Origin of the sequence: Roseobacter sp. MH60115, assembly GCF_015644665.1 — a bacterium.
Classification (GTDB): Bacteria; Pseudomonadota; Alphaproteobacteria; order Rhodobacterales; family Rhodobacteraceae; genus Roseobacter.
This window is the reverse complement of the sequence record NZ_JADOBQ010000013.1, coordinates 1-25,730: the sequence shown is the minus strand read 5'-3', so window position 1 is coordinate 25,730 and position 25,730 is coordinate 1. Positions and strand designations below refer to the sequence as shown.

Here is a 25,730-nt window from a genome sequence, read left to right as displayed (position 1 = left end):
GAACTCTAGAGCGCGCAAAGCTTTCGACCACAAGAAGGAACCGTTGGGATGTTCAGACAAATCATTGTGGGCATGGATGGCTCGGACAAGGCGGAAAGGGCCCTGCGCATCGCCTGTGATCTGGCCAAGCACTACGCGGGCACGGTCACCATTCTGCATGTGCCGCATGCAGAAACGGCGGCTTTCTCCATGGGCGCCGTGGCCGGATATCATGCCGCGATCGACAAGCCGACCTTTGCGCAAATCGAAGAAGCGGGGCAGCAGGTCTTGGACGACGGCCTGAAAATCGCCGATGACATGGGATGCAAATCGGTGAAAACACATATGCCCCATGGCGATGCCGCCACCGAAATCCTGTCGCACGCCAATGAGATACAGGCCGATCTGATCGTCACCGGGCGGCGCGGGTTGAGCAGTATTTCGGGCCTCGTCCTGGGCAGCACGACACAACGTATCAACCATCTGGCACAGTGCGCCTGCCTCTCGGTCGCCTGAACGCCGGGGCCTGCCTACTTGTGACGCAGAAGATCGGACATGTGCAGATAGTGGGTCAGATCGGCCAGTGAAATGACGCCCATCAGCCGGTGCCCGTCGACGACGAGGAACTTGCGCCGCCCGGTGTCGGCAATCCGGGCCATCAGGTCCTGCACCGGCATCTCGCCGGAGATCGACACCTGATCATCCAGCCCCGCAAAAACGTCGCCCACGCGGGTATTGGCCCAGTTTTCGCGATCGATCCCTGCGAGCACCGCCTGATCCATATGGCCCAGCAGAACCCCGTCTTCGACAACCGGGACAAAGCTGACATTGTGGCGCAGCATGATGCGGTTCACGAATTCCGATAGCGTCATGTTCGGGCTGATCACGATAGGATCGCGTTTCATCAGGGCGACCACGGTCTTGTTGTCAAATGCCGCCTTGGCCAGCTGGGTCTGATAGGCCGCCCGCGCCGCCATCAGGACAAAGAACCCGATCATGATTTGCCACAGCCCCGCAACCATTGCCCCGTTGAACAGCGCGACCAGGCCAAATCCCATCAGCACATAGGCAAACACCCTGCCCGATTGCGCCGCCGTTTCGGTAGCGGCCAGCACGTCCCCCTTGCGGTGCCAGAGATAGGCGCGCAAGACCCGCCCGCCGTCCAATGGAAAGGCCGGTACGAGGTTGAAGAGCGCCAGGATGAGATTGATCAGCGCAAGGTAGCCAAGCACCATCGACACCGGCGTCGCGGCCGCCAGCATTTCTGACAGCTGTGCCAGGATCCAGAACCCCAGCGCCAGCGCAAGGCTCATTGCTGGGCCCGCAAGCGCCACCCAGAACTCCACCGCTGCCGAACGCGGCTCGGCCTCCAGTTCCGCGACACCGCCAAAGAGGAAAAGGGTGATCCCCTTGATCGGCACCCCCAGCCGGCGCGCGACGATGGAATGGGCAAGCTCATGCAGCAGCAGCGAGGCGAAAAAGCACAGCATCGCGATCAGGGCCATGACCAGATAGGTACCGGCGCTCTGATGTGGTAGGATAGAGGGAAAATACCCTTGGGAAAGGGACCAGGTGATCAGGGCCGCGATGAGAACCCAGCTTGGGTCCAGCTTGATGTCGAAGCCGTTGATCGAAAAGAGTTTGACTGCGTTTGAGAACATAAGCCGCCTCATCTTTGGTCGCCAGATTAGCGGCGAAGGATGTGTGTTCATTGACTTTTCTCAAGAGACCGGGCGCTTGTGATCTCCGGCAATTGCCGTCTGAGCGCTTGCGCGCCGATCTGCGCCGCGCCCAGCACGCCGGATTGAGCAATGTCAATCAAACAGCAGGATCGGGACCTAGGATTGAGGCGAGCTATCAAAAATAGGAGGGCCAGACATGGCAAATAAGGCAGAGAAGTCACCTTCATCCCTGAGCGAAGCGCCCTTGGCCGCGTTCACCCAACTGCAGGAAGCCGGGCTCGGCAATATGCTTGGCATGAGCAGCGCCTGGATCGAGACCATGGGCGACATGGGGGCCGAAGTGGCCAGTTTCGTCGCAGATCGGATCAAGGAAGACGTGAAGACCCAGCATGAGATCCTGCATTGCAAGAACATGACCGAGCTTCAGGCGATCCAGACCGAGTTCGTCCAGAAAGCGTTGGATCAGTATCAGGCCGAAACCGGCAAGCTGGTCGAGATGGGCACCAAGACTTTTGCGGCAAACCTCAAGGATCAGAACAGCAAGTCCTAACCAAAAACGTAGCGCCCCGGCGCTTTGTCCAGAACGGTGATGCGTGACGAGCGGGGATCTTCGGGATCGCCGCTTCGTTTTTTCAACCATCCCGACCAATGTTCCCACCACGATCCGTCCTGTGGGGTTTCACGATCAAACCAGTCCTGCGCAGTGATATGCGCATCCCCTTCCACCTTATGGCCATGCCTGAAATGCCGACCCGCATGACCGGGCTCAGACAGGATACCGCCGTTGTGGCCGCCGTTGGTCAGCACAAAGGTAACATCCGTATCCGTCAGCAGAGATAGTCGGAACACCGATGTCCAGGGCGAGACGTGATCCTTTTCCGTCGCCACGCTGTAGATCGGCGCGCGGATGTCCGTCAACGCAATGGATGCGCCATCCACCTCGAACCGGCCTTTGGCCAGATCGTTGTTCAGAAACAACCGCCTGAGATATTCGGAATGCATTGTGGCGGGCATTCTGGTCGCGTCCGCATTCCAGGCCATCAGCGGGTTGTCCGCCGTGCGTTCGCCCAGAAGATAGTGCCTGATGACCCGGCTCCAGATCAGATCGTTGGAGCGCAGCAACTGAAACGCCCCGGCCATCTGATCCGCTTCGAGATAGCCGCGCGTGGCCATCATATCTTCCAGAAACGCGATCTGACTTTCGTTGATGAAGAGGCCCAATTCCCCCGGCTCGGAGAAATCGACCTGCGAGGCCAGCAGGCTGACCGTGCGCAGCCTGTCATCGCCATCGCGCGCCATCGCCGCCGCTGTGATCGCCAGCAAGGTCCCGCCCAGACAGTAGCCCGCCGCATGCAGATGCTTGGCCCCGGTGGATGTGATCTGCGCAATGGCCGCCCGCACACCAAGATCCACGTAGTCCTGCATGGAGAGGGACGCATCACTCTTGTCGGGGTTTTTCCAGGAAATGATGTACACTTCGAACCCCTGATCGCGCAGGTAGGCCACCAGGGACCGCTGCGCCGTGAGATCCAGAATATAGTATTTCATGATCCAGGCCGGCACGATCAGGATCGGTTCCGGGCGCACCTTGTCGGTGGTGGGATGATAGCGGATCAACTCGATCAACCCATTGCGGAAGACAACATCCCCCGGTGTGGTCGCCAGATCTTCCCCCACGCGATGGCTGCTACTACGGCGCGGCTGGTTGGAGATCAGCCGGTTGAAATCTTCCATCCAGTAGCGCGCGCCACGGACCAGATTCTGACCCAGCTCCTCGCGCGTCCGTTCCAGAACCTGCGGATTGCTGCCCGCGAAATTCGCAGGCGAAAGCATATCCAGCCACTGCCGCACGGCAAAATGCACGATCTCGGCATGTTTCGGATCAACGCCGGGCATGCCGGTGGTTGCCGTATCCCACCAGGTCTGCGTGGTCATGAACCCCTGTGCGACCAGATTATAGGGAAACATCTGCCACGCCGGGTGCCGGAACCGCGGATCCTGCGACAGATCGGCATCGGCGGCAGGCGATATCGCGAGTTTCAGCAGGTCCGATTGCTTGTCCGGCGAGGCCATCAGGTGCAGCGACCAATCCAGATAGGCCGTGGCCAGCGCCGCCGGGGACAACCCACCGGTCAGCTGACCAAAGGCGGCGTGCCACTTGGGGTCAAGCTTGTGCTGTTTTGCGGATGCATCCGTCATAGTTGCGACCTTTCAACGAGGGTGACGCCACTTGAAATGGCATCGCTGGGATGGGTGACGACCTGTTCACCGGGGTCCAGACCGCCCTGAACCTCGGTCACCCGCGCATTGCGGCGGCCCAGCGTCACGGTCCGTTTCTCCGCCACCCCACCGTTCGAGACAAACACAGCCCAATCCGCCCCATCCCGAAAGGCGGCACTCAGCGGCATTTGCAGCACATCATCCGCATGCCATTCGACGATCCTGAGAAAGACGGAGAAGCCGTCCCCCAGATTGGGCCGATCCGCGCGCGGGCTGGTCAGGGTGAAATAGGCGTCCACCCGCTGCTCTTCGATGCCCAGAGCGGAAACCTTGGTGCGCGCCTTGGGGTCGATACGGTCAAGCCGGGCCTGCAGCGTCTTGTCGCCGCCCCAGCGCTCGACATAGGCCAGCGCCCCGGCCTCCAACCGGACCGCATCATGGGACAGGATGTCGGCCACCAGTTCGAGGTCTTCCGGATCGCCGATGCTGACCAGCGGGGTGCCAATGGACACCGGGCGCTGACTGATGGCGCCCACCGACAGGATGACACCATCCGCCGGGGCCCTCAGTTCAACGCAGCAGCTGGCAGGCCGGTGGTCCGTTTCATCGGTTTCCAGCAGGCTCGCCCGCGCGCGTTCGATCGTGCCTTGCGCCATTTCGATCCGCGCCTCTTCGGCCTGCACGGCGGCCTCGGCAACCGCCAGACGCTGGGTGTCATCCTCCAGCTTGGTGATCGAGGCGACACCCCGGTTGACCAGGGCCTGTGTGCGGTCGAACTGCGACCGGGCAAAGCTGAGGGTTTCCTCGGCCTGTCGCAAATCCGCCTGCGCCACGTGACGCGCTGCCAGGGCTTCCTGCAAGGTGGCCTCGGCCTGCAGCCGGGTGCGGGCGTCCAACAAGCCCGAGGACGCGGGTTGCACGATGGCGACAACCGTTTCGCCCGCCCGCACCCTGTCGCCCTCCTCGACGGGGGACCGCAGCGCCGTGCCCGCAATGGGAGAGGCCACCTCGAAGAGGTCGCGCACTTCGGTTTCGCCTTCGGCATTGATCGTCACTTCCAGCGGGCCGCGCGTGACCTCTGCGAGGTCCACAGGCACCGGGTCCTCGCGAAAGCTGACGTAGGCCAGCCCGGACACCACGGCGACGCCGAACCCGATCAAAACCAACGTACGTGTAGAATAGGTCATGATTTCATTCCCTTGTCTTCATGACGGCGACCAGATTCAGCCGATCCAGCCGCCGGCGGACGATCATCACCGACACGAAAGAGGCGGTCAGCACGACCAGACTGGCGCTGGTAAATGTGGCGGGCTGCAACACCAGCGGAATGGCGTAGACATCGCTGGTAAAGGCATTGGTCATCGTGCGCGCAATCCATGCCCCGATCAGCCAGCCAAAGGGCTGTGCGATCAGGGCGATCAGCATCATTTCCCCCACGAGGATGTAGGACACCTCGCCCCGGTCGAACCCGAGGATGCGCAGGCTGGCCAGCTCGCGCGCCCGTTCCGACAGCTGGATGCGCGCGGCGTTATAGGTCACGCCGACGGTGATGAGCACGGCAATCACGATGTAGATGGTGTTCATCACGGTCACATTCTGGTCGATGGTGTCCTGAAACGATTGCCGGTTCTCGGTCATCTCGATCAGGCCCGACAGTTCGGGCAATTCCTTGATCGCCTTGTGCAGCGCCTCCGTCTGGTGGTCATCCAGCGTCACATTCACCGTCGTCAGCTGCGGCGCTTGCCGAAAGAGCGCATTCAGAAACGCCAGATCCATATAGGCCCCCAGCCCGAAATGCTGCTCCACCAACCCGGTCACCACCAGATCGAAGGTCTCGCGCCTGCCGCTGAGGAACTCTGCTTCGATCACATCCCCGGCCTGCACGTCCAGCTGATCGGCAAGACGAAGCGACAATAGAATCCCGCCCGGCGGCGCCGTCATCAGACGGCCCGAGGCATCGATAACGCGGCTGAGATCCGTGCCGGGGCGGCGCGCTTCGACGGCCACGCGTTTCGACAGATGCCCCTTGTGCAGGATGGCGGTGTGAAACTGCTGGCTTTCGGCCTGCAGGACGCCGGGCAGGGTGCGGGCCTCTTCCAAGGCAGTTTCAAGGACATCATCGGAAAAGATCAGCATCGCGTCCTGACGGTTGGTCTGATAAAAAGCGAGGTCGACGATTTCATCCAGCGCATCATTGATGAAGATCGACGCAATGACCGAGGCAACGGCCAGCGCCAGCCCCAGCGAGGTCAGAAAGCTGCGCAAGGGCCAGCGCAAGAGGCTGCGCAGGATCATGATTGTCGGCTGCGTCAGACGCAGGCGGGCCATCATCTCGTCGATGACCGAACGTTTGAACCGGGGCGGGGCAGGGGGTTGCATCGCGATGGCCGGGGCCAGCCGCGCCGCCTGCAGCGCACTATGCGCAGCCCCCAGGCTGGTGGTCGCCAGCCCAGCCAGACCCGCTGCGGCATAGACCCAATAAGACACCCGGAAAATCACGAAGGGGAAATTGAAAAACTGCGCGTATTGGTTGGCCATGCTGCGGGCCAGCACTGTCCCTGCGCCCCAGCCCAGCAAGACCCCCGCCAGCGCAATCAGCCCAGCCAGCATCAGATAGTGCAGGCAAACCTCCGTGTTGGAGTATCCGATGGCCTTCAACAGTCCGATCTCGCTACGCTCCAGCGCGATGATCCGGCTCAGCACCATGCTGACCAGAAACCCCGCGATGCCAAAGAAGATCGGCGGCAGGATCGCGGCCATCCCCTTGAGCTGGCTGATCTCGGCATCCAGAAAGGCATCGGATTGCTGCGTGGTCCGGTCGTACGCTCCGAAGCCGCCGTAGGGCTCCAGCAGGTCATCCACCGCATCGATGACAGGGGCCGTGGGCAGGCCCGCAGCCACCGCAATCGCCACGTCATTGAACGCGCCTGTCATGTCAAAGGCCGCCGCAGCAGCCCGTTCCGACATCCAGATGATCCCAAAGGATGTGTTGTCCGGCATCAGGGCACCGGGCCCGATGGTATAGACAAATTCCGGCGACAGCACGGTGCCCACAATCGTCAACGCGCGCTTTTGCCCGCGCAGGTTGGCGCTGAAACTATCCCCCGGCTCAAACCCGTTGGCCTCCGCAAAAGGGGCGTTGACCACAACCTCATCCGTCACCATCGGATTGGGAAACCGGCCCTGCACCAGCAGGGGCACGTTCAGAACCGGCTCCCGGTCTTCGGGGTAGGACAGCACCCGGCCCACGGCCGTTTTCACCCGTCCGGGAATGTCGAGGATCGCATCGCCTGAAATCCGGGCCTCGACATTCAGAACCCCGTCGATCCGGGCAATCTCAGGCAGTAGCGATTCAGGGGCCCGCGTCGTGTGCACAAAGACATCCGCAAACCGGTTACGCTCGTAATAGGCGGTCCGGGTTTCCGACAGCGCCGAATACATCCCCACCGAGGTCAGCAGGATCGCCACCCCGCAGGCCAGGACCAGCGCAATCGCAATCGCCTGCATCCAGAGCCTTCTGAAATCGCGCAGCAGTTTTTTGTCAATCGCCTGCATGGCGGATCACCACGCGATCTCGGACGGGGCGAGCCGTTCGGCATTGATCCGGGTCTCGCTGATCTTGCCATCCTGGAAAAAGATCACCCGATGCGCCATGCGCTGGATTTCCGCGTTATGCGTGATCACCACCGTGGTGGTGCCAAAGCGTTCGTTGATGTCGCGCAAGACCTCCAAGACCTGCACACCTGTGGTACTGTCCAGCGCGCCGGTCGGTTCATCACAGAGCAGGATTTGCGGGCGTTTGGCGATGGCGCGCGCAATGGCGACCCGCTGCTGTTCACCCCCTGACATCTCTGACGGAAAGTGATCCATGCGCTTGCCCAGACCCACGAGGTCCAGCGCCTCTTCGGCAGGCATCGGGTGCGGGGCCACATCCGTTACCAGCTGCACGTTTTCGCGGGCCGTCAGGCTGGGCACCAGATTGTAGAACTGGAAGACGAAACCGACATGATCGCGGCGGTACCGCGTGAGGCCCCGGTCGGACATATCCGTCAGTTCCAGATCATCGAACCAGACCCGCCCGTCCGTTGCATGATCCAACCCGCCGAGGATGTTGAGCAGCGTCGATTTCCCGCTGCCGGAGGGGCCGAGCAGCACCGTCAACTCACCCTTGAAGAGCTCAAGATCGACGCTATCGAGCGCGTAGACCTTAAGCTCACCGGTGTCGTAAACCTTGGTGACACCTTGCGTCTTGAAGATAATGTCTGCCACGGGCGTCTCCTGCTCACCCGGGTGATACAGGGCAGCGGACGGGCGCAACTTGATGGATATCAAGTTCCGTAAGAAGACGCGCGCGCATCCTCGAGATCTCTCAGGAACCGCTTGATGATATGGGCTTCTTCGTCGCCGCCTTCATCCGCATTGGCAACGCATGCTGTCGCCACAAACCTGTGGGTTAGATCGGCCTCGCCCGCCGTAAACGCCTTGTGCGGCGGTGAATGCGCCCCGCTGGTCAGAAACATCGCAACCGTATAGGGCAAATCCACATCAGAGCGCAGCAAGGCCCGTAGCGGTACCGCAGGGTATGAGGTCCAGACCGGCCCGCAGAGGACAATGCGGTCATACTCCGTCAGCGACGTGAAAGATTGCGGGCCCAGCACGCAATGCTGTCTCACGCTGTCGAAACCGGCGCGCAGATAGCTGAGAAAACCGGCGGTATAGGCCGGTGCCTTGAGCTCGACCAGGCTGCCGTTGAGGAGGTTCGACAGCTTTAGGGCCATGCGCCGGGAATGGCCGGTCCGCGAGTAATACACAATGCCGGTCTTCGGGTGGTAGGGTTTCATAGGGGCATCTCCGATGAGGTTTGCAAAACCCTCGCAGAGAAGGTGCACCACGGCGTTGATAAATATCAAAAAGCGGCGTCAAAACCCGGCCTATCAACAGCCGAAAACGGATGAAGACCATGCAGTCGAAATCACCACGCCACACGCAGCTCGAACGGCTTGGGATCAGGTCGGAAAAGGTGTTGCGGTTTCTGGCGCAACGCGGGCGTTTTGTTGAGGTTCCACGCGGGGCCTATGTCTTTGATCCCGATGGGCGTACCGACGCGATCTGCCTGCTGCTGTCCGGCACTCTCCGCGTGGAGGACACGGGCAGAGAGAAGCAGAACAGCGCCCGTTATAGCGTCTGGTCCGATGAAAAAGCATTTTGGACAGCGCCCTGTCTGATCCCGCTGAACCACCGCAGGGCGCAAGCCATGGCAGAGACGGCTGTCGGGGCACTGCTTGTCGGACGTGATGATTTCGACAGGCTGATGGTCCTGTCGCAACAGTTTCGCGCCGTCGTCTTTGGCATCTATTCCGGGCAAATCGCCGACCTTCTGGCCGGGATCGGCGAGACCTTTCGCGTCCCGTCGGAGATTGTCCTGACCGGGTCGGAACTGGGCTGGGGCCGCGCATTGTCGCTCAGCACCAGAGGATCGCTGCACTAGACGATGATGTAGCATCGGACCGATGCACGCCGTTGGTCAGGCGAACAGACTTCAGACGGACACAGGGACAGCAAGCCTTGATCCCAATCAAGTCGGCGCGACGGCATGGCGGGTACATTGGACAGGCAACAGACAGCAAAGGATCCGCTATGGTTGCCCGAAATCTGCAACGGCCACCTGAAAAACCACCCTCCGAAACGCCGATGCCCACGGACCCGCCGCCCGCGCCGCCGTCGCCGGAACACCCGCAGCCTGTCGACCCGGACCCCACACCGACGCCACCGGAAGATCCAAAACCGGATGTGGTGCCGGAAGACCCTGAATTCGATCCCTTCGATGAGGGCAATTTTCCGGTCTAGCAATGAGTGTTCATTTCAAGATGAACGGGATGCGATAACTAAATTTACATAATTCTCATTATGCACCTCAACCCGTCCAACTCGCCCCATGGGTGAGTAAACCGCAGAAAACGCCGCTTGACACTATATCTTGTGGCCTCGCTAACCAGAGGGGTGCAACCCAATGCGTAAAGTTATCATAACCGAAATTATGTCTCCCATCCTCCGTCGCGCCGGAACGGCCTTCGGCGCCTATCTCGTGGGTCTGGGCGTCAACAGCGACACCACGACAACCATCGTCGCGGGTCTCACCGCGCTAGCCGGGGTCGCGCTTGATCTTATTCTCTCTCATCTCAACCGCAAGGGGTAATCTCCCATGGATAGCGCTCAGCTAAACCGTTTGATCAATCAGCTATCTGAGCAGATTAAACAGCCCGGTCCTATTCGCCTTGCCGATATTGACGCTGCGAGGGCCACAGCTACCTACGCCCGTCTCCGGCGTATGTTGGAGGCAGAATAATGGGTTTCTTTTCAACCCTCGGCAAGATCGGTGGGACATTTTTCGGAGGTCCCACCGGCGGCGCGATTGGCGGCGGCATCGGCTCGCTGATCGACGGCAAGCGGGCTGGCAGTTCTGCTTCCAGAACCTCAGACCGCAATTACCGCAACCAACTGGAGCTTGCCAAATACCAGTCAGAGCTTAATAAGCTCGACCTTGGCAGGCTCTCCAAAGAGGCCCGTGAAAACGGCTTCAATCCCCTGACCGTCCTTGGGTACACTGGCGGGCAGGGTTTCACCGGTGGCGCTGTCACACCCCCTGCCCTCGCGTCCGGTGACTTCGTCACCGAAGCCATGGAGCGCTCTGTTACCAACTGGTACAACAACGAGCCGCTCTTTAACAAATCCGAAGAAGACGAATTGCGCGTCGAAATGATGCGCGAGGAACTTAAGGATTTGCAACGTCGCAATAAGGCCCCTCTCGGGGGCTTCGGCTACGATATCCAGCAGGTGACCACCCAGTCCCGCAATCAAGAGGGTCTCGAACCCCTTCTTGATCCCGGTCGCGCGACCACAACCAATGCATCTCACATTGATGCTCAAAGCTACATCGATCCTCGTTCGCCCGATGCTGAAATGGCGGAGGCGCGGTATGGCGATGTTGCTCAAGAGGTCGGTGGCGTTGTCAATACCCTCCGCGACTTCGGGTACAATCGCAAGCTTCAAAAGATTGTCCGTAAACACGGCAAAGAGGTCGCCGACAAGGTTCACGAGCTTTACGGCTCGGACGCCTCTCTGACCTTCGAGCAAGCCGTGCGCAAGGTCATTCCCCCTAGGCTTGGGGTTCCTTCCAAAAACACCACCAAGGGTCGCGCGGGTTCCGCGATGACTTCGCACTAATGGCCTGCGCGAACTGCCGCGCACGCCGCAAGCGTATCCGCAAGGCTCTGCGCAAATACTTCACCCCCAACCGCAACAAACGACTGTTGCTTAACGCCAAGAAAAAGAAGGCACTCAAATGAAAATGAACTCTCGTTTCACAGACACCACGTCTGCCGTTGCACGGCGTGTCGCAAAGACGATCCGCCCCAATGAAATCCGGGGCCAGACCTCCTGCTTCGCGGGTAAGGTTGTGCCCCATGCCTATATTCCCCTTCTTCGCGAGGAACAAGTCGGCTCGTCCCGTATCCGCGTCAAAATCGACATGACAGAAACCGTGGAAACCCTCATGAACCCTGTCGCGGTTACCACCCGCGCTGTGTTCGTCCCCTTCCTTGCCTTCGAACGCTTCGAGGGCTCCCTTGACCGTTTCAACCGGTCCTACAAGGGCGAGCCGGATAAAGAAGGTGGCGATGTTGTCCCCTTCATTGCGCCGATCAACTTTGATCGCAATGCCGAGATTTTCCGCACCATGGGTATCCATGCCAAACAGGGCGATCCCATCAACTCCGCTCTTGTCGAGGCGTATAACTGCTGGGTCAATTTCCGCCGTAAGCAAATCTCAAAGGAACTTCCTCAACGCACCCCCCTCGACACCACGCTTGCCAATTGCGAGTGGCGCAACACCACTTTCCGCTCCATCGTCCCTGACTTCGATCAGGCTGCGATTGACGGCGAGGTCGAACTCAGAATTGCGGAGCGTGTTCGTGTTTCCGGTATCGGTTCTGACGGTACTACCGCATCTGTCGCCCGCGACATGTACGAGACCGAAACCGGCTATAGGCAGGTCACCGGCTGGTCTGGTACCAACATGACGTTTCAGGACGCTGGCGGACTGCCTGCCATTTATGCAGAACTCGCCCAGGACGGTGTTAAGCTCTCTCTTTCAAACATCGAACTGGCCAAGAAAACCGCTTGGATGGCCACGCAGCGTAAAAAGCACGCTGGTCTGGATGATGACCATATCATCGACATGCTTATGGATGGCATCCGCGTCCCCGACGCCCAACTGTCTCAGCCCATTGTTCTTGATCGCAAGACCACGCTGATTGGCTACAATCGGCGTTGGGCAACCGATAGTGGCAACCTTGAAAAGAGTGTCACTACCGGTGAGACCATGCTCAATCTCACCATCCGTACCCCGCCTATGAACACCGGCGGTATCATTCTTATCGTCAGTGAGATTGTCCCCGAACAGTTGTTCGAGCGTCAGCGGGATCACTTCCTCCATACCATGGACCCTGACGATTGGCCTTCTGCCACCCGCGATGAACTCGATCCTGAAAAGGTCGATGTCATCCAGAATAAGGACGTGGACGTCGAACAGACCGACCCGGATGGTACCTTTGGGTACTCCTACCTCAACAGCCGCTGGGATCGCTCTCTCGTCAACATCGGTGGCAAATACTACCGCCAGCTTGGCGATCCCTTCGATGAAAATCGCCAGAAAATCTGGGCTGTCGAAACCGTCGATCCTGCGCTTACCTCCGATTTCTATCTTGCGAACAACCTGCACCACAAGGTGTTCGCGGATGCTACAGCGGAACCGTTCGAAATCAATACTATCGGTTCCTGCCGCATCATCACCGACATGGTGCGCGGTAAGCGCCTCGAAGAAAACACAGATGACTACAATATTCTCATCGAGCAGGCGGACGATACGCGTATCGATCAGTCCGCCTAATCAACTTCTGTCAGAAATCGTCTTTGACGATTTCTGACACACTCATCGAAAGGAAAACCACGTGAAAATCTTTGATATCAAATCACCTGTCGGATGGGAGCTTATGCTCTCCAGCGACAAACTGGCTTTTGACTGCCCGAATGGTGCGCGCACCGTCGCGTTCACAGTCAACTCAACGGACCAATGCACCGTCTGGGCTTCCTTTACCGAAGACATGAAGGATGCCGTTCTTGTCGCTTCTTGCTATGGCATTTTCCAATGCTCTCTCTCTACGGCCATCCCTGTCTACGTCCAGTTTCGCTCTGAAATGGGCGCTCAGATGTACGTCAAGGGTCCTGCCGCCTCTCATCTTGTCGAAAAGACGGATGAGGAAGCTTACACCAACCCGATCCCGCAAGGCCGTCGCAATACTGAACTCGACCGCATGATGTACATGGCCAAGCTCAATGAGCGCCGCCGTGATGAAATGCTTGCTGAGACGCTGCGTCAAATTCGCGAGGATGCCAAGCCCAAGCCGGACCCCGACTCGGTCATTGAGGATAACCCGTCTTCAGATGAAGTTCCCGAGAAAGGCAAACAAGAAAAGGCAGTAAAGGAGAAACCCGATGATCAAGATGTTAAGGAGTAGTCTCATGGCTTTCCTCCGCCAATTCAAAGGGGGAGCGGTGCAACGCTCCCCCGTAGCCCAACAAAGTCAATCTCCCGTCCAAAGGAAACCGCAGAAGTATCAAGCTGCTGCACTCTCCCTTAGGGATATGGCGCTTGTCAAGTCTAAACTGCATCAGCAACAAGCACTTAAGGTTTCCACCGAGGGCGCGCACCCTCTGATTGTGGAATTCTACCGCAAGTTTCACAAAGAGCTTGAGGCGCGTGGGTTCTCTTTTTATGCCCACTGCTTTGTGCGCGATGCCGCCACCCAACGTGCGATTTATCGGCGCGGCAATTCCAAGGCCCCGCCCGGCTCGTCTCCGCACAACTACGGCCTCGCTGTCGATATCGTGCATTCCCTCTATCATTGGGAATTGGACGATGATCCGCAGATGGCCGAACGCAAGTGGCGGCTCATTGGCGTGATTGGTAAAGAGGTTGCCCGGAAAGCCAACATCCCCATTGAGTGGGGTGGCGACTGGTCCTTTTGGGACCCTGCTCACTGGCAACTCAAGGACTGGCGCAAGATCAGGGACGGCGAAAAGGTGTTCAACGCTAACGCCTATTCCCGGCCTCTGGCTGCGAAGCTGCGCGCTCACAAGCAAAGCCGCACTCCACTCTAAGCAACTGTATCGCGCACTCCTGCGCCGAAACGTGGTGTCCTTCCGGCCTCAGTGCCGGAGGCACTCACTCACAGTATGCCACCCTCTTCTGGACGCGCCTTAGCGCCTCTCAGCCGCAACAGCGGGTCCAGATGCCCGCCCCCGTCGCTCTCATCGACGCGGGGCGGGCGCAACCTCCCCCCTTCTTGTTGGGATATGCAATTAGTGACACCGACAACCAAAAAAACCGCAAAACCCTCGCGCGCCTCTCTGTGCGTCCAGCGCAGCAATGCTCTTGTTCTCAAGCGGGGCGGTCAAGTTCTCCCGCTCTCCTACTTCCGCTCCCGCAACCTCTCAATCCCCGTATGGCTTAAGCGAGGTAAGATTTGATGTGCATTTCACCCTGTAAGCTTTACATCGACGAACACCCGTTTTTTCAGATGGTCGCGTGTCGCTATTGCTGGCAATGCCGCGCCAACCGTGTGAACGACTTAGTAGGTCGCTGCATTGCCGAACAAAACACCAGCGAACAAACGCTGGCTGTTACTTTAACCTACGGCGGTGGGGAAGATAACCCCCACGCCCAAGCCCTCGTCTACTCGGATATTCAGAAGTTTCTCAAGAGACTTCGTAAAACCAAGCGTGGGGAACCCAAGCGCAAAGTCCGGTATCTCGTCACGGGCGAATATGGGTCAAACAACGGTCGTGCTCATTGGCATATTATTCTTTTCATATCGGGCAACCTCCTGCCCGTCTCGCCAACCAAAATCGACCGTAAACCCCACGAAATTTACATAGCTGTTGAAAAGTGGGACCGTATTGAATGGTCAGGCTGGCCGCATGGCTTGTCCTATTTTCAGGCTCCTGACTACGGCGCATTCGCCTACGCCCTGAAATACGTCCTCAAGGACCTTAATCTTGAGGTTCATCGGACCCATCTTGCTATGTCCAAAAAGCCCCCGTTGGGCCATGATTTCTTCATGCAGCTTGCTGACGCCCACGTTAAGCAGTCTCTCGCTCCGCGATCTCTTGATTACGCCTTCGCCGATGTCTTTGACAGAAAGGGCAAGCGTAAGGGCTTCTACCTCCAAGGGCGTATGGCGGAAATTTACCTTGACGCCTATCGCGCCCTCTGGTCCATCTCTCGCGGCTCACTGCCTCCCTATTCGGAGCTACTTCTAGAGCGCGAGGACAAGCTTATCGATCTCGATCTTGATTGGACCGATGAGCGATGGGCGGAGCATATCGCTCAAAAGCGTCCGCCCCGTTCTACTCCTGATGCTGAATATGATGAATTTCAACAGCATCTCGATGGCCTGTACGAGACTAGGCACATTCTCGACATCGAAAACAAGTACATCCTTGTTGAACACATCGACGGCACCGCCGCCGTATACATTGAGGACCATGACCCATGGCACGCAACAAACGTAGACGAAGCTCTCCAAAACCTTCAACGTCTCGGGTATCGAATGTCTCACGTCGAAAGGCACGTATTGGACTGCCAACCCGACGCACCTACTCCCAAAAATACAAGCGGCCAAAAAAAGCCGCTATCGTTCAAAGAACAGAAACCACCACAACGCAAACCCCGCGCAATCCGGCGATTGGGGCACTAGCCCCCTCCCCTGCGTTCCGGCGTAAAAGCAGAACCTTGCATGCTGAAAAGCATTCGTCTGTCAAGGCGCGCAAGACCTGCAAAACCATGCCGGACCCAAAAAAAGCCACGCGCGGAAAAGGTGGTTCAAGAAAATACGTTCCATGGTGCGAAAGACGTTGACAAGCTACATCTAGTCAGCTTTAACCATGACATTGAAGGTGCATAACTTCAATCTCGCACAAATGGCCCTGCCTCATGTGCGTAAACACCATAAGATAACTACTCATTGGTGTTAACTTAATTCTCATTATGTGTCACTCGTGGTTCCCAGCAGCGTCTGCCTCCGGAAAAGGATCAGACGGTCCGCTATTTGGAACGGTTGCTTTGCATGAGTTTGTCAACGGCGCGCGCGGCGCGTAGAACGGCCGCTTCAATCTCGGGTTTTTGCCGCAGAAACCGCGTGGTTGGGACTGGAACAGAAATGGCGTGCAGGTCTCCTGCCAAGTCTTCGAAGGCAAAGCCCACCGCGGAAATACCGTCGGAATGCTCGTCGTTGTCATAGGCAAGACCGGTTTTCGTAACCTCATCCAGCATCGCGCTAAACTCTTGAAGGTCAAAATCAACACCGTTGCGACCGGCCTCGGAGTGCGCCCGCTCAAGCGCGATGTCCCGCGGCAGTCTGGCCAGGCAGGCCCGACCGTTGGCCGTTGTCGTGATCGGGAAAACCTCACCCACCGACGACACCGTGCGCAACCGATGCGTGCCCGGCACCTGATCAATGAAAATCATCCTGTCCCCGCGCAGGACCGAAAGATCGGAGGTCTCGCCCGTCGCCTGCGTCAGATCACTCAGCAGCGATCTGCATTGCTCGGCCGTGTTGTAGCGCGCGGCCTCTGCCAGCGCGCCAAGCTCCGGGCCCAGTCTGACGCCGCCACCGGATGCATTTGAAATCAGCAATCGCTCCGTCTGAAGCGCTCCGACGATTCTCTGGACCGTCGAGCGTGGCAAACCAACTTCAGCCGCGATCTGGCCCAGACTCAAACCTTCCGGGTGTTCCTTGAGGCTGCGCAACACCGTCGCGGCGCGGGAAATCACCTGGATGCCACTCCTGCCGCTGTCAAATTCTTCCGTTTTCATGGGATCTCCGGGGATGTGTCACAACCTAGGTCTCCCGCTTGTTGCGTCTGGTGTCAAGATAAATACCCACGATACGGTACAGAAATACCGTATCGTAATTTTATATTGACCGCGATACGGTGCATGTGTATCAAAATATGCATCGAGGCTGGGAGGCCCAACCGAACATTCGAAAACCAACCCACACTGCCCGGCAGTGAACAGAGGACGTGACTCCATGGTGGAAATCCGCGGTATTGAGTTTCAGGCAAATGACGACAACGACATGGGGCTGACTTTCGTGAACCTCAGCCATCGGTTCGGCTATCAATGCCCGAACTGGCCCTACTTCAAGGACGTCGCCATCGAGCGGAAACACTACATGGCTAAGTCGGGCGTGCTGAGCCAGACCATCACGACCACGATGCATGTGACGACCCATATCGACGCACCGGCGCATGTGGTGCAGGGCACGCCCTTTATCGACGAGGTGCCGCTGCCGCATTTCTTTGGCACCGGTATCGTGGTGTCGATCCCCAAGAAGAAGTGGGAATCGATCACCGGGGGCGATCTGGAGCAGGCCTGCGGGCACGCGATCCGGAAAGGCGATGTGCTGATCATCAATACCGGCTGGCACAAGCAATATGAAGACGGTGACTACTTTGCCTACTGCCCCGGTCTGGTGCAATCCGCCGCCGATTGGATGGTGGAGAAAGGCGTCAAGGTGGTTGGCCACGATACCCAGGCAAACGACCATCCGCTGGCCACCGCGATCGGCCCGCAGCGCAACGGACCGATCCTGCCCCATCTGGAGGCAGAGTATAAGGAATGGTCCGGCGGCAACGACTGGAAAGATGACTTCCCGGAATGGGAACCTGTCCACAACACGCTGTTCTCCAATGGTATCCTGGGCATTGAAAACGTCGGCGGTGATCTGGATGCGGTGACCGGCAAACGGGTGACCTTTGCCTTTTTCCCCTGGAACTGGGACCGCGGTGATGGCTGCATCATCCGCCTGGTTGCGATCACCGACACGGCGCAGGCCTACCGCATCGAAGCCGGAGAGGCTTTCTGATGCACCTCAAGCGCTTCTCCGAGGCACAGCCCTATGAGGCCCCCAACCATTGGGGGGTCGCAGGCCTGCGGCTGCAGGGGTTCGAAGAGGGCGGGCCGGAAAACCAGTGGGTCGGGTTCTCGCAATTCCTGCCCGGCGGCGGTGCGGGCCCGGACAGCACACCCTTTGAAAAGGTCTACGTCGTGCTCGAAGGGGAGATGACCGTGGAGGTCGATGGCACGGAGACCGTTCTGGCCGCCATGGACAGCTGCACCATCCCCCTGGGTGAACGGCGGCGCATCGAGAACAAATCCAACCATATCTGCAAAATGCTGGTCGTGATCCCCTATCCCGATGGCAAAAGGCCGGAGTAGACCCATGGCGCTCGACAATCCCTTTTCGATGTTCGACGTGACGGACAAGGTGGCGCTGATCACCGGGGCCTCCGGCGCTTTCGGCGCGGTCGCTGCGCAGTGCCTGTCGGGGGCGGGCTGCAAACTGGTGTTGGCCGCAGGCAATGCCACTGCGATGGCCGAGGTTGCCGCGACATGCACCGGCCCCGTTCACCAGATCAACGCGCGGCCCGACAGCGAGACCGCTTGCGCCAACATGGTGGCCGAAACGGTTCAAACCTTCGGCCAGCTCGACATTCTGGTGGTCGCCTCGGGCATGAACGAGGTGGCAAGATCGTCATTGTCTCCTCCGCCCGTGGTCTTCTGGGCCACCCGGCAGGCTATACATCAAGGGCGGCGGTGGACGGGATGACCAAGGCGCTTGGCTGCGAGGCCGCCCGGAAAAGCTGGCGCTCAAGCAAGAGATCTTTGCCGAGGTCGAGGAACACGCCCCGGAGAGCTGCACTCTAACGTCCAACACCTCGGTCATGCCGATCACCGGGATCATCGGCGGGCTGCGTCTGAAATCTCGCGCGCTTGGCACCCATTGGTGGACCTCGCCCCATATGATCCCACTGGTGAAGGTTGTCTGTACCGAATGGACAGAGGATGCCGCTGCAGATGACGCTTTGCGCTGACGATCTTTGGTGGCCTGCATCCGCCGGGCGCGCTCATCGCCGTGCCGGTCGCCCTTCTGATCTTCCGGCTGCGCGGCGCCTATTTCGCCATCGGCACATGGGTCATCGCCGAGGTGTTCCGCCTGTCCTTTGCCCAGGTCTCCGCACTGGGGGGCGGGTCCGGATCATCGCTGCCGGTGGGCATCGTCAGATCCCTGGCCGCCTCGCGGTCGGGCCGCGAACACCTGAGCTATTGGCTCGCCATGGGCTCCGCCGTCCTCGTGATCGCCGCCGTCTACCTCTTTTTGCGGTCGCGCAACGGGCTGGCCCTGACCGCCATTCGCGACAATGAACTGGCCGCAGGCTCGCTTGGCATCGACATCTGGCGCACGAAATTCATCGTCTACGTGGTCACCGCCGCGCTGACGGCCATGATCGGCGCGCTGATCTTCCTGCAGAAACTGCGCATCTCGCCGGACGCCGCCTTTTCGGTCAACGACTGGACGGCCTTCGTGATCTTCATCGTGGTGATCGGCGGCATCGGCACCATCGAAGGACCGATCATCGGCACGCTGATCTTCTTTCTCTTGCGCGAAACCCTTGCGGACCTCGGGACGATCTACCTCATCGTGCTCGGCACCGTGGCCATCGTGATCATGCTGAAGGCCCCGACCGGCCTCTGGGGCCTGATCCGCAGCCGGTTCGACGTCGAACTCTTCCCGCTCTGTTTCCGCGTCAAACCCTCCCCCAAGAAAGGCTGACCCATGGCCAAGGCGAAACAGAAAACCATCATCACCTGCGCCGTGACGGGGGCGATTCACACGCCCACCATGTCGGACGCCCTGCCCTATACCTATGACGATATCGCCGCACAGGCGCTGGCCGCCGCAGAGGCTGGCGCCTCCATCCTGCACCTGCATGCCCGCGACAACGACACCGGGTCGCCCTCTGTGAATGTCGATGACTTCGCCCCCTTTCTGCCGCGCATCAAACAGGCGACCGATGCGGTTGTGAACATCTCGACCGGCGGCTCCCTGACCCTGTCCATTCAGGACCGAATCACCCCGGCCAAGACGTTTTCCCCTGAGATGTGCTCGATGAACATGGGATCGATGAACTTCTCCTTCCATCCGCTTGCCGGGCGCTATGGCGATGACGACTGGAAATTCGACTGGGAAAAGGACTATGTCGCCAACTCGGACGGCAACATCTTTCGCAACACCTTCCGCGACATTCGCGAGGCCGCAGAAACGCTCAGTCCCCATGACGTTAAATTCGAGCATGAATGCTACGACGTGGGGCATCTCTACAATCTGAAATTCTGCATGGATATCGGGCTCTTCAAGGCGCCCGTCTTCATCCAGTTCATCTTTGGCATCCTGGGCGGGATCGGTGCGGAGGTCGACAATCTGGTGTTCATGAAACGCACGGCAGACCGGCTCTTTGGCGAGGATTATCGCTGGTCCGTGCTGGGCGCGGGCGAGGCGCAGATGACGCTGGCCACAACCGCCAGTCAGATGGGCGGCCACGTGCGCGTCGGGCTGGAGGACAGCCTCTTTATCTTGCGCGGAACACTGGCGGACAGCAACGCGCAGCAGGTCGCGAAAATACGCCACATCGTCGAGGATCTGGGCTGCGAGGTCGCAACCCCGGACGAGGCGCGCGCGATGCTGGACCTCAAGGGCGGCGACCGCGTGGCGTTCTGATCCCGGGTCCGTCCAGGGGTGGTTTGCGCCCCGTCGAAACAGCGGCACTTCCACCAAGCTGACCGCCAACGCAAGGCTTGTGTTCCCCGTCTTTCCCATGTCATATTCATGAAATAGAATTTGTCTGGGAGGGCGGCATGAAACTGGACAGAAGGCAGGTCCTTGCGGGTCTCGGCGGCTGCGCGGCCTGTGCCACACCTCTCTACACCGTCGCCCAGACGCTGCAGCTGGGGTCTTTTGACATCACCAGCGTTAGCGACGGCCATCTGGTACTGCCGGGATCGATGTTCTTTGACGGTCTGCCCCAAGAACCGCTGCAGGAGATCCTCTCCAAAAACGGTGTCTCCGCCGACCAACTGAAACCCCCTTGCAACCTGACACTGCTGCGTCAGGATGACAAAATCATCCTCTTCGACGCGGGCGCAGGCGCGGGGTTCATGCCGAGCGCCGGGGCCCTCCTTGACAGTCTCGCCGCACAGGGCGTCGCCCCCGAAGACATCACCCATGTGGTCTTTACCCACGCCCATCCCGACCACCTCTGGGGGATCCTCGATGACTTCGACGATCCGGTCTTTCCGCAGGCGGAGCTGATGATCGGGCAAGCGGAATGGACCTATTGGACCGACCCCGACACGGTCACCACTATCGGCGAGGCCCGCGCCTCCTTTGCCGTGGGGGCAGCGCGCAGGCTGCAGGCGGTCGAGGATCAGATCAGCCTGTTCAACAGCGGTGATGAAATCCTGCCCGGCATCCTGGCCCATGGCACGCCCGGCCACACCCCCGGTCACATGGCGTTTGAAATCCGCGACGGCACGCAGGCGGTCATGGTCGGTGGGGACGCCATCGGCAACCATCACGTGGCCTTTGCCCGCCCCGACTGGCCCAGCGGGGCCGATCAGGACCCGGACCTTGGGGCCGCGACCCGCTTGCGGCTGCTGGATCACCTGGCAACCGATGACATCCCGCTGATGGGCTTTCACCTGCCCCACGGCGGCCTCGGGCGCGTCACCCGCGACGGCGCGACCTATCGCTTTCTTCCGGAGGACGCGTAATGCGCTGGACCCTGCCCTTTCTGCTTGCCACATCCGCCTATGCCAGCGAGGACATCGCGGACAAATACCCCGCCTCGCTGCTCTATGACAAACCGGTGGAGGTGATCCCCGGCGTCTTCTCCGCCATCGGCGCCACCGCCCCGCCGACCTATGAAAACGCGGGCCATAACAACAATCTCAGCTTCATCGTGACCGGCGACGGGGTCGTCGTGATCAACGCCGGGGCCGCCTATGGGCTCGCCGCTGCCCTGCACAATGAAATCAAGGCGATCACCGACCAGCCGGTGAAACTGGTCTTCAACGAAAACGGTCAGGGCCACGCCATGCTCGGCAACAATTATTGGGCGGAACAGGGCGTGCCCATCGTCGCCCATGTCGATGCCGCCACGGAAATTGCGGACTACGGCGGCAGCATCCTGGAGGGCATGAAACGCTACAACCGCGACCGGGCCGAGGGCACTACCCTGCAGGGCCCGACAGAGACCTTCGAGGACACATATGCCGTCGAGATGGGCGCGTTCCGGATCGAGGCGCGTTACCTCGGCCCCGCCCATTCCCCGGGCGACATCGTGGTCTGGCTGCCGGATCAGAGCCTCGTGATCTCAGGCGACATGGCCTTTCACGAACGCATGCTGCCGATTTTCGAGCACACCTATGCCGCCGACTGGCTGGACACATGGGACAACGCCTTCGAGGCGCTGGAGGCCACCTATGTCATCCCCGGCCACGGCCATCCGACCAACATGGATCAGGTGCGCCGCTACACCAAGGGCTATCTGGAATACCTGCGCACCCAGATCGGCGCCCATATCGACGCGGGCGGCGGGCTGGCCGAGGCCTATTACGTTGATCAATCCCCCTATGCCCATCTCGACACCTTCGAGGAGCTGGCGACCAAGAACGCGGGCCGGGTCTTTGAGCAGATGGAGTTTGAATAGGCCGGTGTCGCCCCTGCACGCCACGTAGTGTGACCCTTGGACGCCCGCCAATCCATAGGCTTTCAACTCCCGGAACATCCTACCGAAAGAACGATTTGATCCTTTTGGCAAATAGTCCGCCACTGGAAAGCGATGTCGCCCGAACCCACCGTTGCAAAAAGTATGTTCTACATCTGCTTTGCGGGACTTTGCTGCCGTTAGATGCTGCGCCATCAATGTCCGGTTTCATTGTGCAATGGTATTCTCGATGCTGTTTCCAGTTCGATACTCAAACTCGCGGCCAAGTCAAAAAACTGTCGTCTCACGGTCTCGGCGTAGGGGTTAGCCTTTTCAATCGCTTCAAATACTTCCGGGGCATCATCCTGCACCATGGAAATCGCCTCAGATAACAGGTCAAAGCTCTTCGTTGTCATGCACGTTGGCAGCGGGCCCATTCCCAACAGCACTTTGGCGATGAGATGCGTGAGCCCTTGGACAACTGCTGCTTCTTGGTCGTGATCTTCTGGTGTTGTCATGATGACTGACAGCCCCAGAACCTTGTGTAAAAACGCAGCCAGCCTCGCATGTTGTTTACCCTGAATTGGACAGACCGCAATTTTCAGACCTTCAATACCTGTCTTGCCACTTTGAGGACCGAACAGAGGGTGAGTCGCAACGATATCTACGTGGTTCGGAAGCAGCCGCCGCATGATTTCGGAAGGAGCGACTTTGACCGAGCCGACATCGACAATCAGTGCGTCAGGTTTACAAGCAACCGCAATCTCGCTGACAACCCCTTCGAATGAGGACACTGGTGCCGCAATGAGGACAACGTCAGCCTGCGACACCGAGTGCAGAGATGACAGTCGTACTTCGAGCTGCTTTGCGGCCACGGCAATGTCCGGGGACGGATCGTAGGCCATTATCTCAAAATGCTGACCAAGATGACGGGCTGCAAGTTGTCCGAACGCGCCAAATCCCACGATGCCGAGCGACCTGTTTTGACTTCTGCTTTTGTTGTTCATTTTTCGACCTTTGAATGTACCGCCCGGCACAAGGTCGTTTTGCATGTTGACCGCTGTCAGGGCAGCGGAAAACCAATGATGAATGACCCGCAGCTATGGAAGCTGGGGATAATAGCCCTGCAATGCGAAGAACAATTTCATCATGGCCGCAGTGATAGTGCACTAATGCGAGCAACGTCAACGATATACGGTAACTGCCATTGGCGCATGGCGCAGCATTTGGAACTTTGGGCTCTTAGACACATTCGCTGCGCGGCCATAAACCTCCGCTTGGCATAGACGGGCCAGCAGCGTCTGATCCAAAGTCAAACCCTGTAGCCGCTCACGCGCACCTGCAACAGCCGGTGGGTCAGCATCGCCCCCACCCACATGAAAAGCAGCGCCACCCAGGCGGTCACCGCAAAGATCGACCCGCCGGACAGGCCCGCGCCCACGGCACAGCCGCCCGCCAGCATGCTGCCGAAGCCCATCAGCACCGCCCCGATCAGGTAGCGCTCCATCGGTGTGTCGGGGCCAAACCGCTCAATCCGCGCCTCCCCCGAGGCCAGTGCCATCAGGGCGGCCCCGGCAAACACGCCCGGCACCAGCCCGACCCCAAAGCTCAGCGGCAAGCGGGTCGCATTGACCAGCCCCATCAGCGTGTCGGTCGAGGGCCCGGTGAAGGTGATGGACGACACCGCGATCACCTCGAAAGAGCTCTGGGCAATTGTGTAGGTGAAAATCCACCCCAGGCCGACCGCCACGCCGACACATCCGGCAGCGATCATGCGGGTCACCGGCAGGCGGCTGGCCACCGCCAGCACAACGGTGAGGATCAGCGCAATCGCGGCGCATATCGCCGCCGCAGTGGAACTCACCCCCAGCTGCGCAAGCAGGCTGCGCGCGGCACCGCCGTCGATCAACCACAGCCCCGCGAGACCTTCGCGCAGGGGGGCCAGAACCCCACGCAGCGCGGCCTGCGCCACCAGCGTCAGCACCAGACCCGTCAGGATCGCGCGCAAATTGCCCGTGGCCGAAAGCACCAGCAGACGGCTGACGCAACCGCGCGCAAGGATCATACCCGCCCCAAAGAGCAGCCCGCCAATCACCGCCCCGGAGAGGCTGCCGGTGGCGGCCAGCTGCCGCGCCTCGGAGACATCGAGGAACCCCAGAGAAATCGCGCCCTGCACGCAAAGCACGGCCGCGGAAAACGCCAGAAACCAGATCGACAGGCGCGGCCCGACCTGCCCCTCGGACAGCTCGACCGTTGCCGCGCGCAGGCAAAACCGTGAATGCTGCGCCGCGACGCCAAAGAGCACGCCAACCACGGCCCCCGCCATCATCAGCACGGCCCCATCTCCGAACCGGTCAATCAGGGTTTCCACCATCGCCAGACCTTTCCCGTCAGAACGGGCCTACCGAAACGGGGCGCTATACACCTTGATGTGGGTCAAGCAGGCAGCACCGCCTGGCTATTCCAGCGCCTCCTGCACGATCTCGTCCAGAAGCGCCTGCACCTGCTGCATCTCGCCCTGCGGGTAGGTACGATAGCCGATCATCACCGCGCCCGCCTGATCCGCGACAAAAATGCCATAGGGGCAATGGGCAATGTTCATCGGGTCCGCCTCCATCACGGCCCGCGACACCTGCGCCGAGCAGAAAAGGAAAATATCCGCCTCATTGAACAACGCCTTGGTGCTGCCCACATCCGCGCCGGTCCGGTTCAGCATCTCGCCGGTGTGGCTGACATAATCGATGACCAGCCCGCGCCCGACAATGGCGCTTTCCACGGCAAAGGCCGCATCCTCGAAACTGCCGTCAAAGGCGTGGGTGACCGCCTGATCCGCCGCCTGGCCCGATCCCGCGATCAGGGCAACCGTCGCGGCAAGCATGAAACGTCTCATAGTCTCTCCTTCCAGATGAGGGTGGCCCCAGTCAAACATGTCGCGCCGGGCCTGCCCTTGATCCAGGTCAGCCCGGCGCGCGGGTCAGCCGAACATGTCGGCTGTGATCCCCTTGTACCAGCCTTCGGATTCCTCGTAGGTCGCGCGGCGCAGGGCGCTGCTTTCGCCGGTGGCGGAGATGAACCCGTCCACCTTGGCGATCTTCTCCGCCGTCGCCTCGTAGGTCGCCCCCACCTTCACCCCGTCATTGGCGTCGATCAGCGACCAGCAGGTGTTGGAGAATTTCGCCG

General features: G+C 59.7%; 29 protein-coding genes. 18 read left to right on the top strand and 11 right to left on the bottom strand.

Going from position 1 to position 25,730, the window contains the following annotated elements; genetic code table 11:
* Window positions 1-48 precede the first annotated feature (48 nt).
* Entirely contained in the window at window positions 49-495 is a 447-nt protein-coding gene (locus tag ISX84_RS22585) for a universal stress protein (RefSeq protein WP_195822681.1), read from the top strand.
* Window positions 496-509: 14 nt separating this feature from the next.
* On the opposite strand, the gene ISX84_RS22580 is transcribed toward ISX84_RS22585, so the two are convergent.
* Window positions 510-1,640, bottom strand: coding sequence for a site-2 protease family protein (locus ISX84_RS22580; protein ID WP_195822680.1), 1,131 nt, complete (start codon window positions 1,638-1,640; stop codon window positions 510-512).
* A 217-nt stretch (window positions 1,641-1,857) separates the two neighbouring features.
* On the opposite strand from ISX84_RS22580, the gene ISX84_RS22575 reads away from it, so the two are divergent.
* Entirely contained in the window at window positions 1,858-2,211 is a 354-nt protein-coding gene (locus ISX84_RS22575; RefSeq protein WP_195822679.1) for a phasin family protein, read from the top strand.
* On the opposite strand, the gene ISX84_RS22570 is transcribed toward ISX84_RS22575, so the two are convergent.
* From ISX84_RS22570 to ISX84_RS22550, 5 genes are read right to left on the bottom strand one after another with little or no spacing between them, the layout of a single operon-like run.
* Complete coding sequence (locus ISX84_RS22570) at window positions 2,208-3,860, bottom strand: PHA/PHB synthase family protein (protein WP_195822678.1); 1,653 nt, start codon at window positions 3,858-3,860, stop codon at window positions 2,208-2,210. The two genes, ISX84_RS22575 and ISX84_RS22570, sit on opposite strands and share 4 nt — an antisense overlap.
* Complete coding sequence (locus ISX84_RS22565) at window positions 3,857-5,068, bottom strand: efflux RND transporter periplasmic adaptor subunit (protein ID WP_195822677.1); 1,212 nt, start codon at window positions 5,066-5,068, stop codon at window positions 3,857-3,859. Before ISX84_RS22565 ends, ISX84_RS22570 begins: the two co-directional genes overlap by 4 nt.
* 4 nt (window positions 5,069-5,072) lie before the next feature.
* Window positions 5,073-7,436 carry an ABC transporter permease gene (locus ISX84_RS22560; protein WP_195822676.1) on the bottom strand — a complete coding sequence of 788 codons (2,364 nt, stop codon included), beginning with the start codon at window positions 7,434-7,436 and terminating at the stop codon, window positions 5,073-5,075.
* A gap of 6 nt (window positions 7,437-7,442) precedes the next feature.
* Window positions 7,443-8,150, bottom strand: coding sequence for an ABC transporter ATP-binding protein (locus tag ISX84_RS22555; RefSeq protein WP_195822675.1), 708 nt, complete (start codon window positions 8,148-8,150; stop codon window positions 7,443-7,445).
* A gap of 59 nt (window positions 8,151-8,209) precedes the next feature.
* Window positions 8,210-8,722, bottom strand: coding sequence for a flavodoxin family protein (locus ISX84_RS22550; RefSeq protein WP_195822674.1), 513 nt, complete (start codon window positions 8,720-8,722; stop codon window positions 8,210-8,212).
* Window positions 8,723-8,841: 119 nt separating this feature from the next.
* Between ISX84_RS22550 and ISX84_RS22545 the strand changes: the two genes are divergently transcribed.
* The 8 genes from ISX84_RS22545 (at window position 8,842) to ISX84_RS22510 (ending at window position 15,697) form a co-directional block, all read left to right on the top strand.
* Window positions 8,842-9,369: a cyclic nucleotide-binding domain-containing protein gene (locus ISX84_RS22545; protein WP_195822673.1), complete on the top strand. Its 528-nt coding sequence runs from the start codon at window positions 8,842-8,844 to the stop codon at window positions 9,367-9,369.
* A 149-nt stretch (window positions 9,370-9,518) separates the two neighbouring features.
* Window positions 9,519-9,728: a hypothetical protein gene (locus ISX84_RS22540; protein WP_195822672.1), complete on the top strand. Its 210-nt coding sequence runs from the start codon at window positions 9,519-9,521 to the stop codon at window positions 9,726-9,728.
* A 190-nt stretch (window positions 9,729-9,918) separates the two neighbouring features.
* On the top strand, window positions 9,919-10,077 hold the full coding sequence (locus ISX84_RS22535; protein ID WP_195822671.1) for a hypothetical protein: 159 nt from the start codon (window positions 9,919-9,921) through the stop codon (window positions 10,075-10,077).
* Window positions 10,078-10,226: 149 nt separating this feature from the next.
* Window positions 10,227-11,105: a hypothetical protein gene (locus tag ISX84_RS22530; protein WP_195822670.1), complete on the top strand. Its 879-nt coding sequence runs from the start codon at window positions 10,227-10,229 to the stop codon at window positions 11,103-11,105.
* A 118-nt stretch (window positions 11,106-11,223) separates the two neighbouring features.
* Complete coding sequence (locus ISX84_RS22525) at window positions 11,224-12,828, top strand: hypothetical protein (RefSeq protein WP_195822669.1); 1,605 nt, start codon at window positions 11,224-11,226, stop codon at window positions 12,826-12,828.
* 61 nt (window positions 12,829-12,889) lie between these two features.
* Window positions 12,890-13,456: a hypothetical protein gene (locus ISX84_RS22520; RefSeq protein ID WP_195822668.1), complete on the top strand. Its 567-nt coding sequence runs from the start codon at window positions 12,890-12,892 to the stop codon at window positions 13,454-13,456.
* Window positions 13,434-14,099, top strand: coding sequence for a M15 family metallopeptidase (locus ISX84_RS22515; protein WP_195822667.1), 666 nt, complete (start codon window positions 13,434-13,436; stop codon window positions 14,097-14,099). The genes ISX84_RS22520 and ISX84_RS22515 overlap by 23 nt, the downstream gene beginning before the upstream one ends.
* A 368-nt stretch (window positions 14,100-14,467) precedes the next feature.
* On the top strand, window positions 14,468-15,697 hold the full coding sequence (locus tag ISX84_RS22510) for a rolling circle replication-associated protein (protein ID WP_195822666.1): 1,230 nt from the start codon (window positions 14,468-14,470) through the stop codon (window positions 15,695-15,697).
* Window positions 15,698-16,044: 347 nt separating this feature from the next.
* On the opposite strand, the gene ISX84_RS22505 is transcribed toward ISX84_RS22510, so the two are convergent.
* Window positions 16,045-16,815 carry an IclR family transcriptional regulator gene (locus ISX84_RS22505; protein WP_195822665.1) on the bottom strand — a complete coding sequence of 257 codons (771 nt, stop codon included), beginning with the start codon at window positions 16,813-16,815 and terminating at the stop codon, window positions 16,045-16,047.
* A gap of 217 nt (window positions 16,816-17,032) precedes the next feature.
* On the opposite strand from ISX84_RS22505, the gene ISX84_RS22500 reads away from it, so the two are divergent.
* The 8 genes from ISX84_RS22500 (at window position 17,033) to ISX84_RS22465 (ending at window position 22,553) form a co-directional block, all read left to right on the top strand.
* Window positions 17,033-17,869, top strand: a complete 837-nt coding sequence (locus tag ISX84_RS22500) for a cyclase family protein (protein ID WP_229884507.1) — start codon at window positions 17,033-17,035, stop codon at window positions 17,867-17,869.
* Window positions 17,869-18,222 (top strand): cupin domain-containing protein, encoded by a 354-nt coding sequence (locus ISX84_RS22495; protein ID WP_195822664.1) that lies wholly within the window; start codon window positions 17,869-17,871, stop codon window positions 18,220-18,222. The genes ISX84_RS22500 and ISX84_RS22495 overlap by 1 nt, the downstream gene beginning before the upstream one ends.
* 4 nt (window positions 18,223-18,226) lie before the next feature.
* Window positions 18,227-18,613, top strand: a complete 387-nt coding sequence (locus ISX84_RS22490; protein WP_195822742.1) for an SDR family NAD(P)-dependent oxidoreductase — start codon at window positions 18,227-18,229, stop codon at window positions 18,611-18,613.
* Window positions 18,588-18,878, top strand: coding sequence for a 3-hydroxyacyl-CoA dehydrogenase NAD-binding domain-containing protein (locus tag ISX84_RS22485; RefSeq protein WP_195822736.1), 291 nt, complete (start codon window positions 18,588-18,590; stop codon window positions 18,876-18,878). The genes ISX84_RS22490 and ISX84_RS22485 overlap by 26 nt, the downstream gene beginning before the upstream one ends.
* Window positions 18,875-19,618: a branched-chain amino acid ABC transporter permease gene (locus ISX84_RS22480; RefSeq protein WP_195822735.1), complete on the top strand. Its 744-nt coding sequence runs from the start codon at window positions 18,875-18,877 to the stop codon at window positions 19,616-19,618. The genes ISX84_RS22485 and ISX84_RS22480 overlap by 4 nt, the downstream gene beginning before the upstream one ends.
* Before the next feature lie 3 nt (window positions 19,619-19,621).
* Window positions 19,622-20,563 carry a 3-keto-5-aminohexanoate cleavage protein gene (locus ISX84_RS22475; protein ID WP_195822663.1) on the top strand — a complete coding sequence of 314 codons (942 nt, stop codon included), beginning with the start codon at window positions 19,622-19,624 and terminating at the stop codon, window positions 20,561-20,563.
* Between the two features lie 137 nt (window positions 20,564-20,700).
* The gene (locus ISX84_RS22470; RefSeq protein ID WP_195822662.1) at window positions 20,701-21,615 is read left to right on the top strand and encodes an MBL fold metallo-hydrolase; all 915 of its coding nucleotides are present in this window, start codon (window positions 20,701-20,703) and stop codon (window positions 21,613-21,615) included.
* Complete coding sequence (locus tag ISX84_RS22465; protein ID WP_195822661.1) at window positions 21,615-22,553, top strand: MBL fold metallo-hydrolase; 939 nt, start codon at window positions 21,615-21,617, stop codon at window positions 22,551-22,553. Before ISX84_RS22470 ends, ISX84_RS22465 begins: the two co-directional genes overlap by 1 nt.
* A gap of 212 nt (window positions 22,554-22,765) precedes the next feature.
* Here the strand turns inward: ISX84_RS22465 and ISX84_RS22460 are convergent, their stop codons facing one another.
* From ISX84_RS22460 to ISX84_RS22445, 4 genes are all read right to left on the bottom strand, one after another.
* Window positions 22,766-23,602, bottom strand: a complete 837-nt coding sequence (locus ISX84_RS22460; protein ID WP_195822660.1) for a prephenate dehydrogenase/arogenate dehydrogenase family protein — start codon at window positions 23,600-23,602, stop codon at window positions 22,766-22,768.
* A 260-nt stretch (window positions 23,603-23,862) separates the two neighbouring features.
* Window positions 23,863-24,924, bottom strand: coding sequence for a YeeE/YedE family protein (locus tag ISX84_RS22455; RefSeq protein ID WP_195822659.1), 1,062 nt, complete (start codon window positions 24,922-24,924; stop codon window positions 23,863-23,865).
* An 84-nt stretch (window positions 24,925-25,008) separates the two neighbouring features.
* A complete protein-coding gene (locus tag ISX84_RS22450) occupies window positions 25,009-25,440 on the bottom strand; it encodes a DUF302 domain-containing protein (protein WP_195822658.1) in 432 nt (143 codons plus the stop codon).
* An 84-nt stretch (window positions 25,441-25,524) separates the two neighbouring features.
* Window positions 25,525-25,730 (bottom strand): FCSD flavin-binding domain-containing protein (locus tag ISX84_RS22445; protein ID WP_195822657.1); only part of this gene is annotated, 206 nt, incomplete at its 5' end.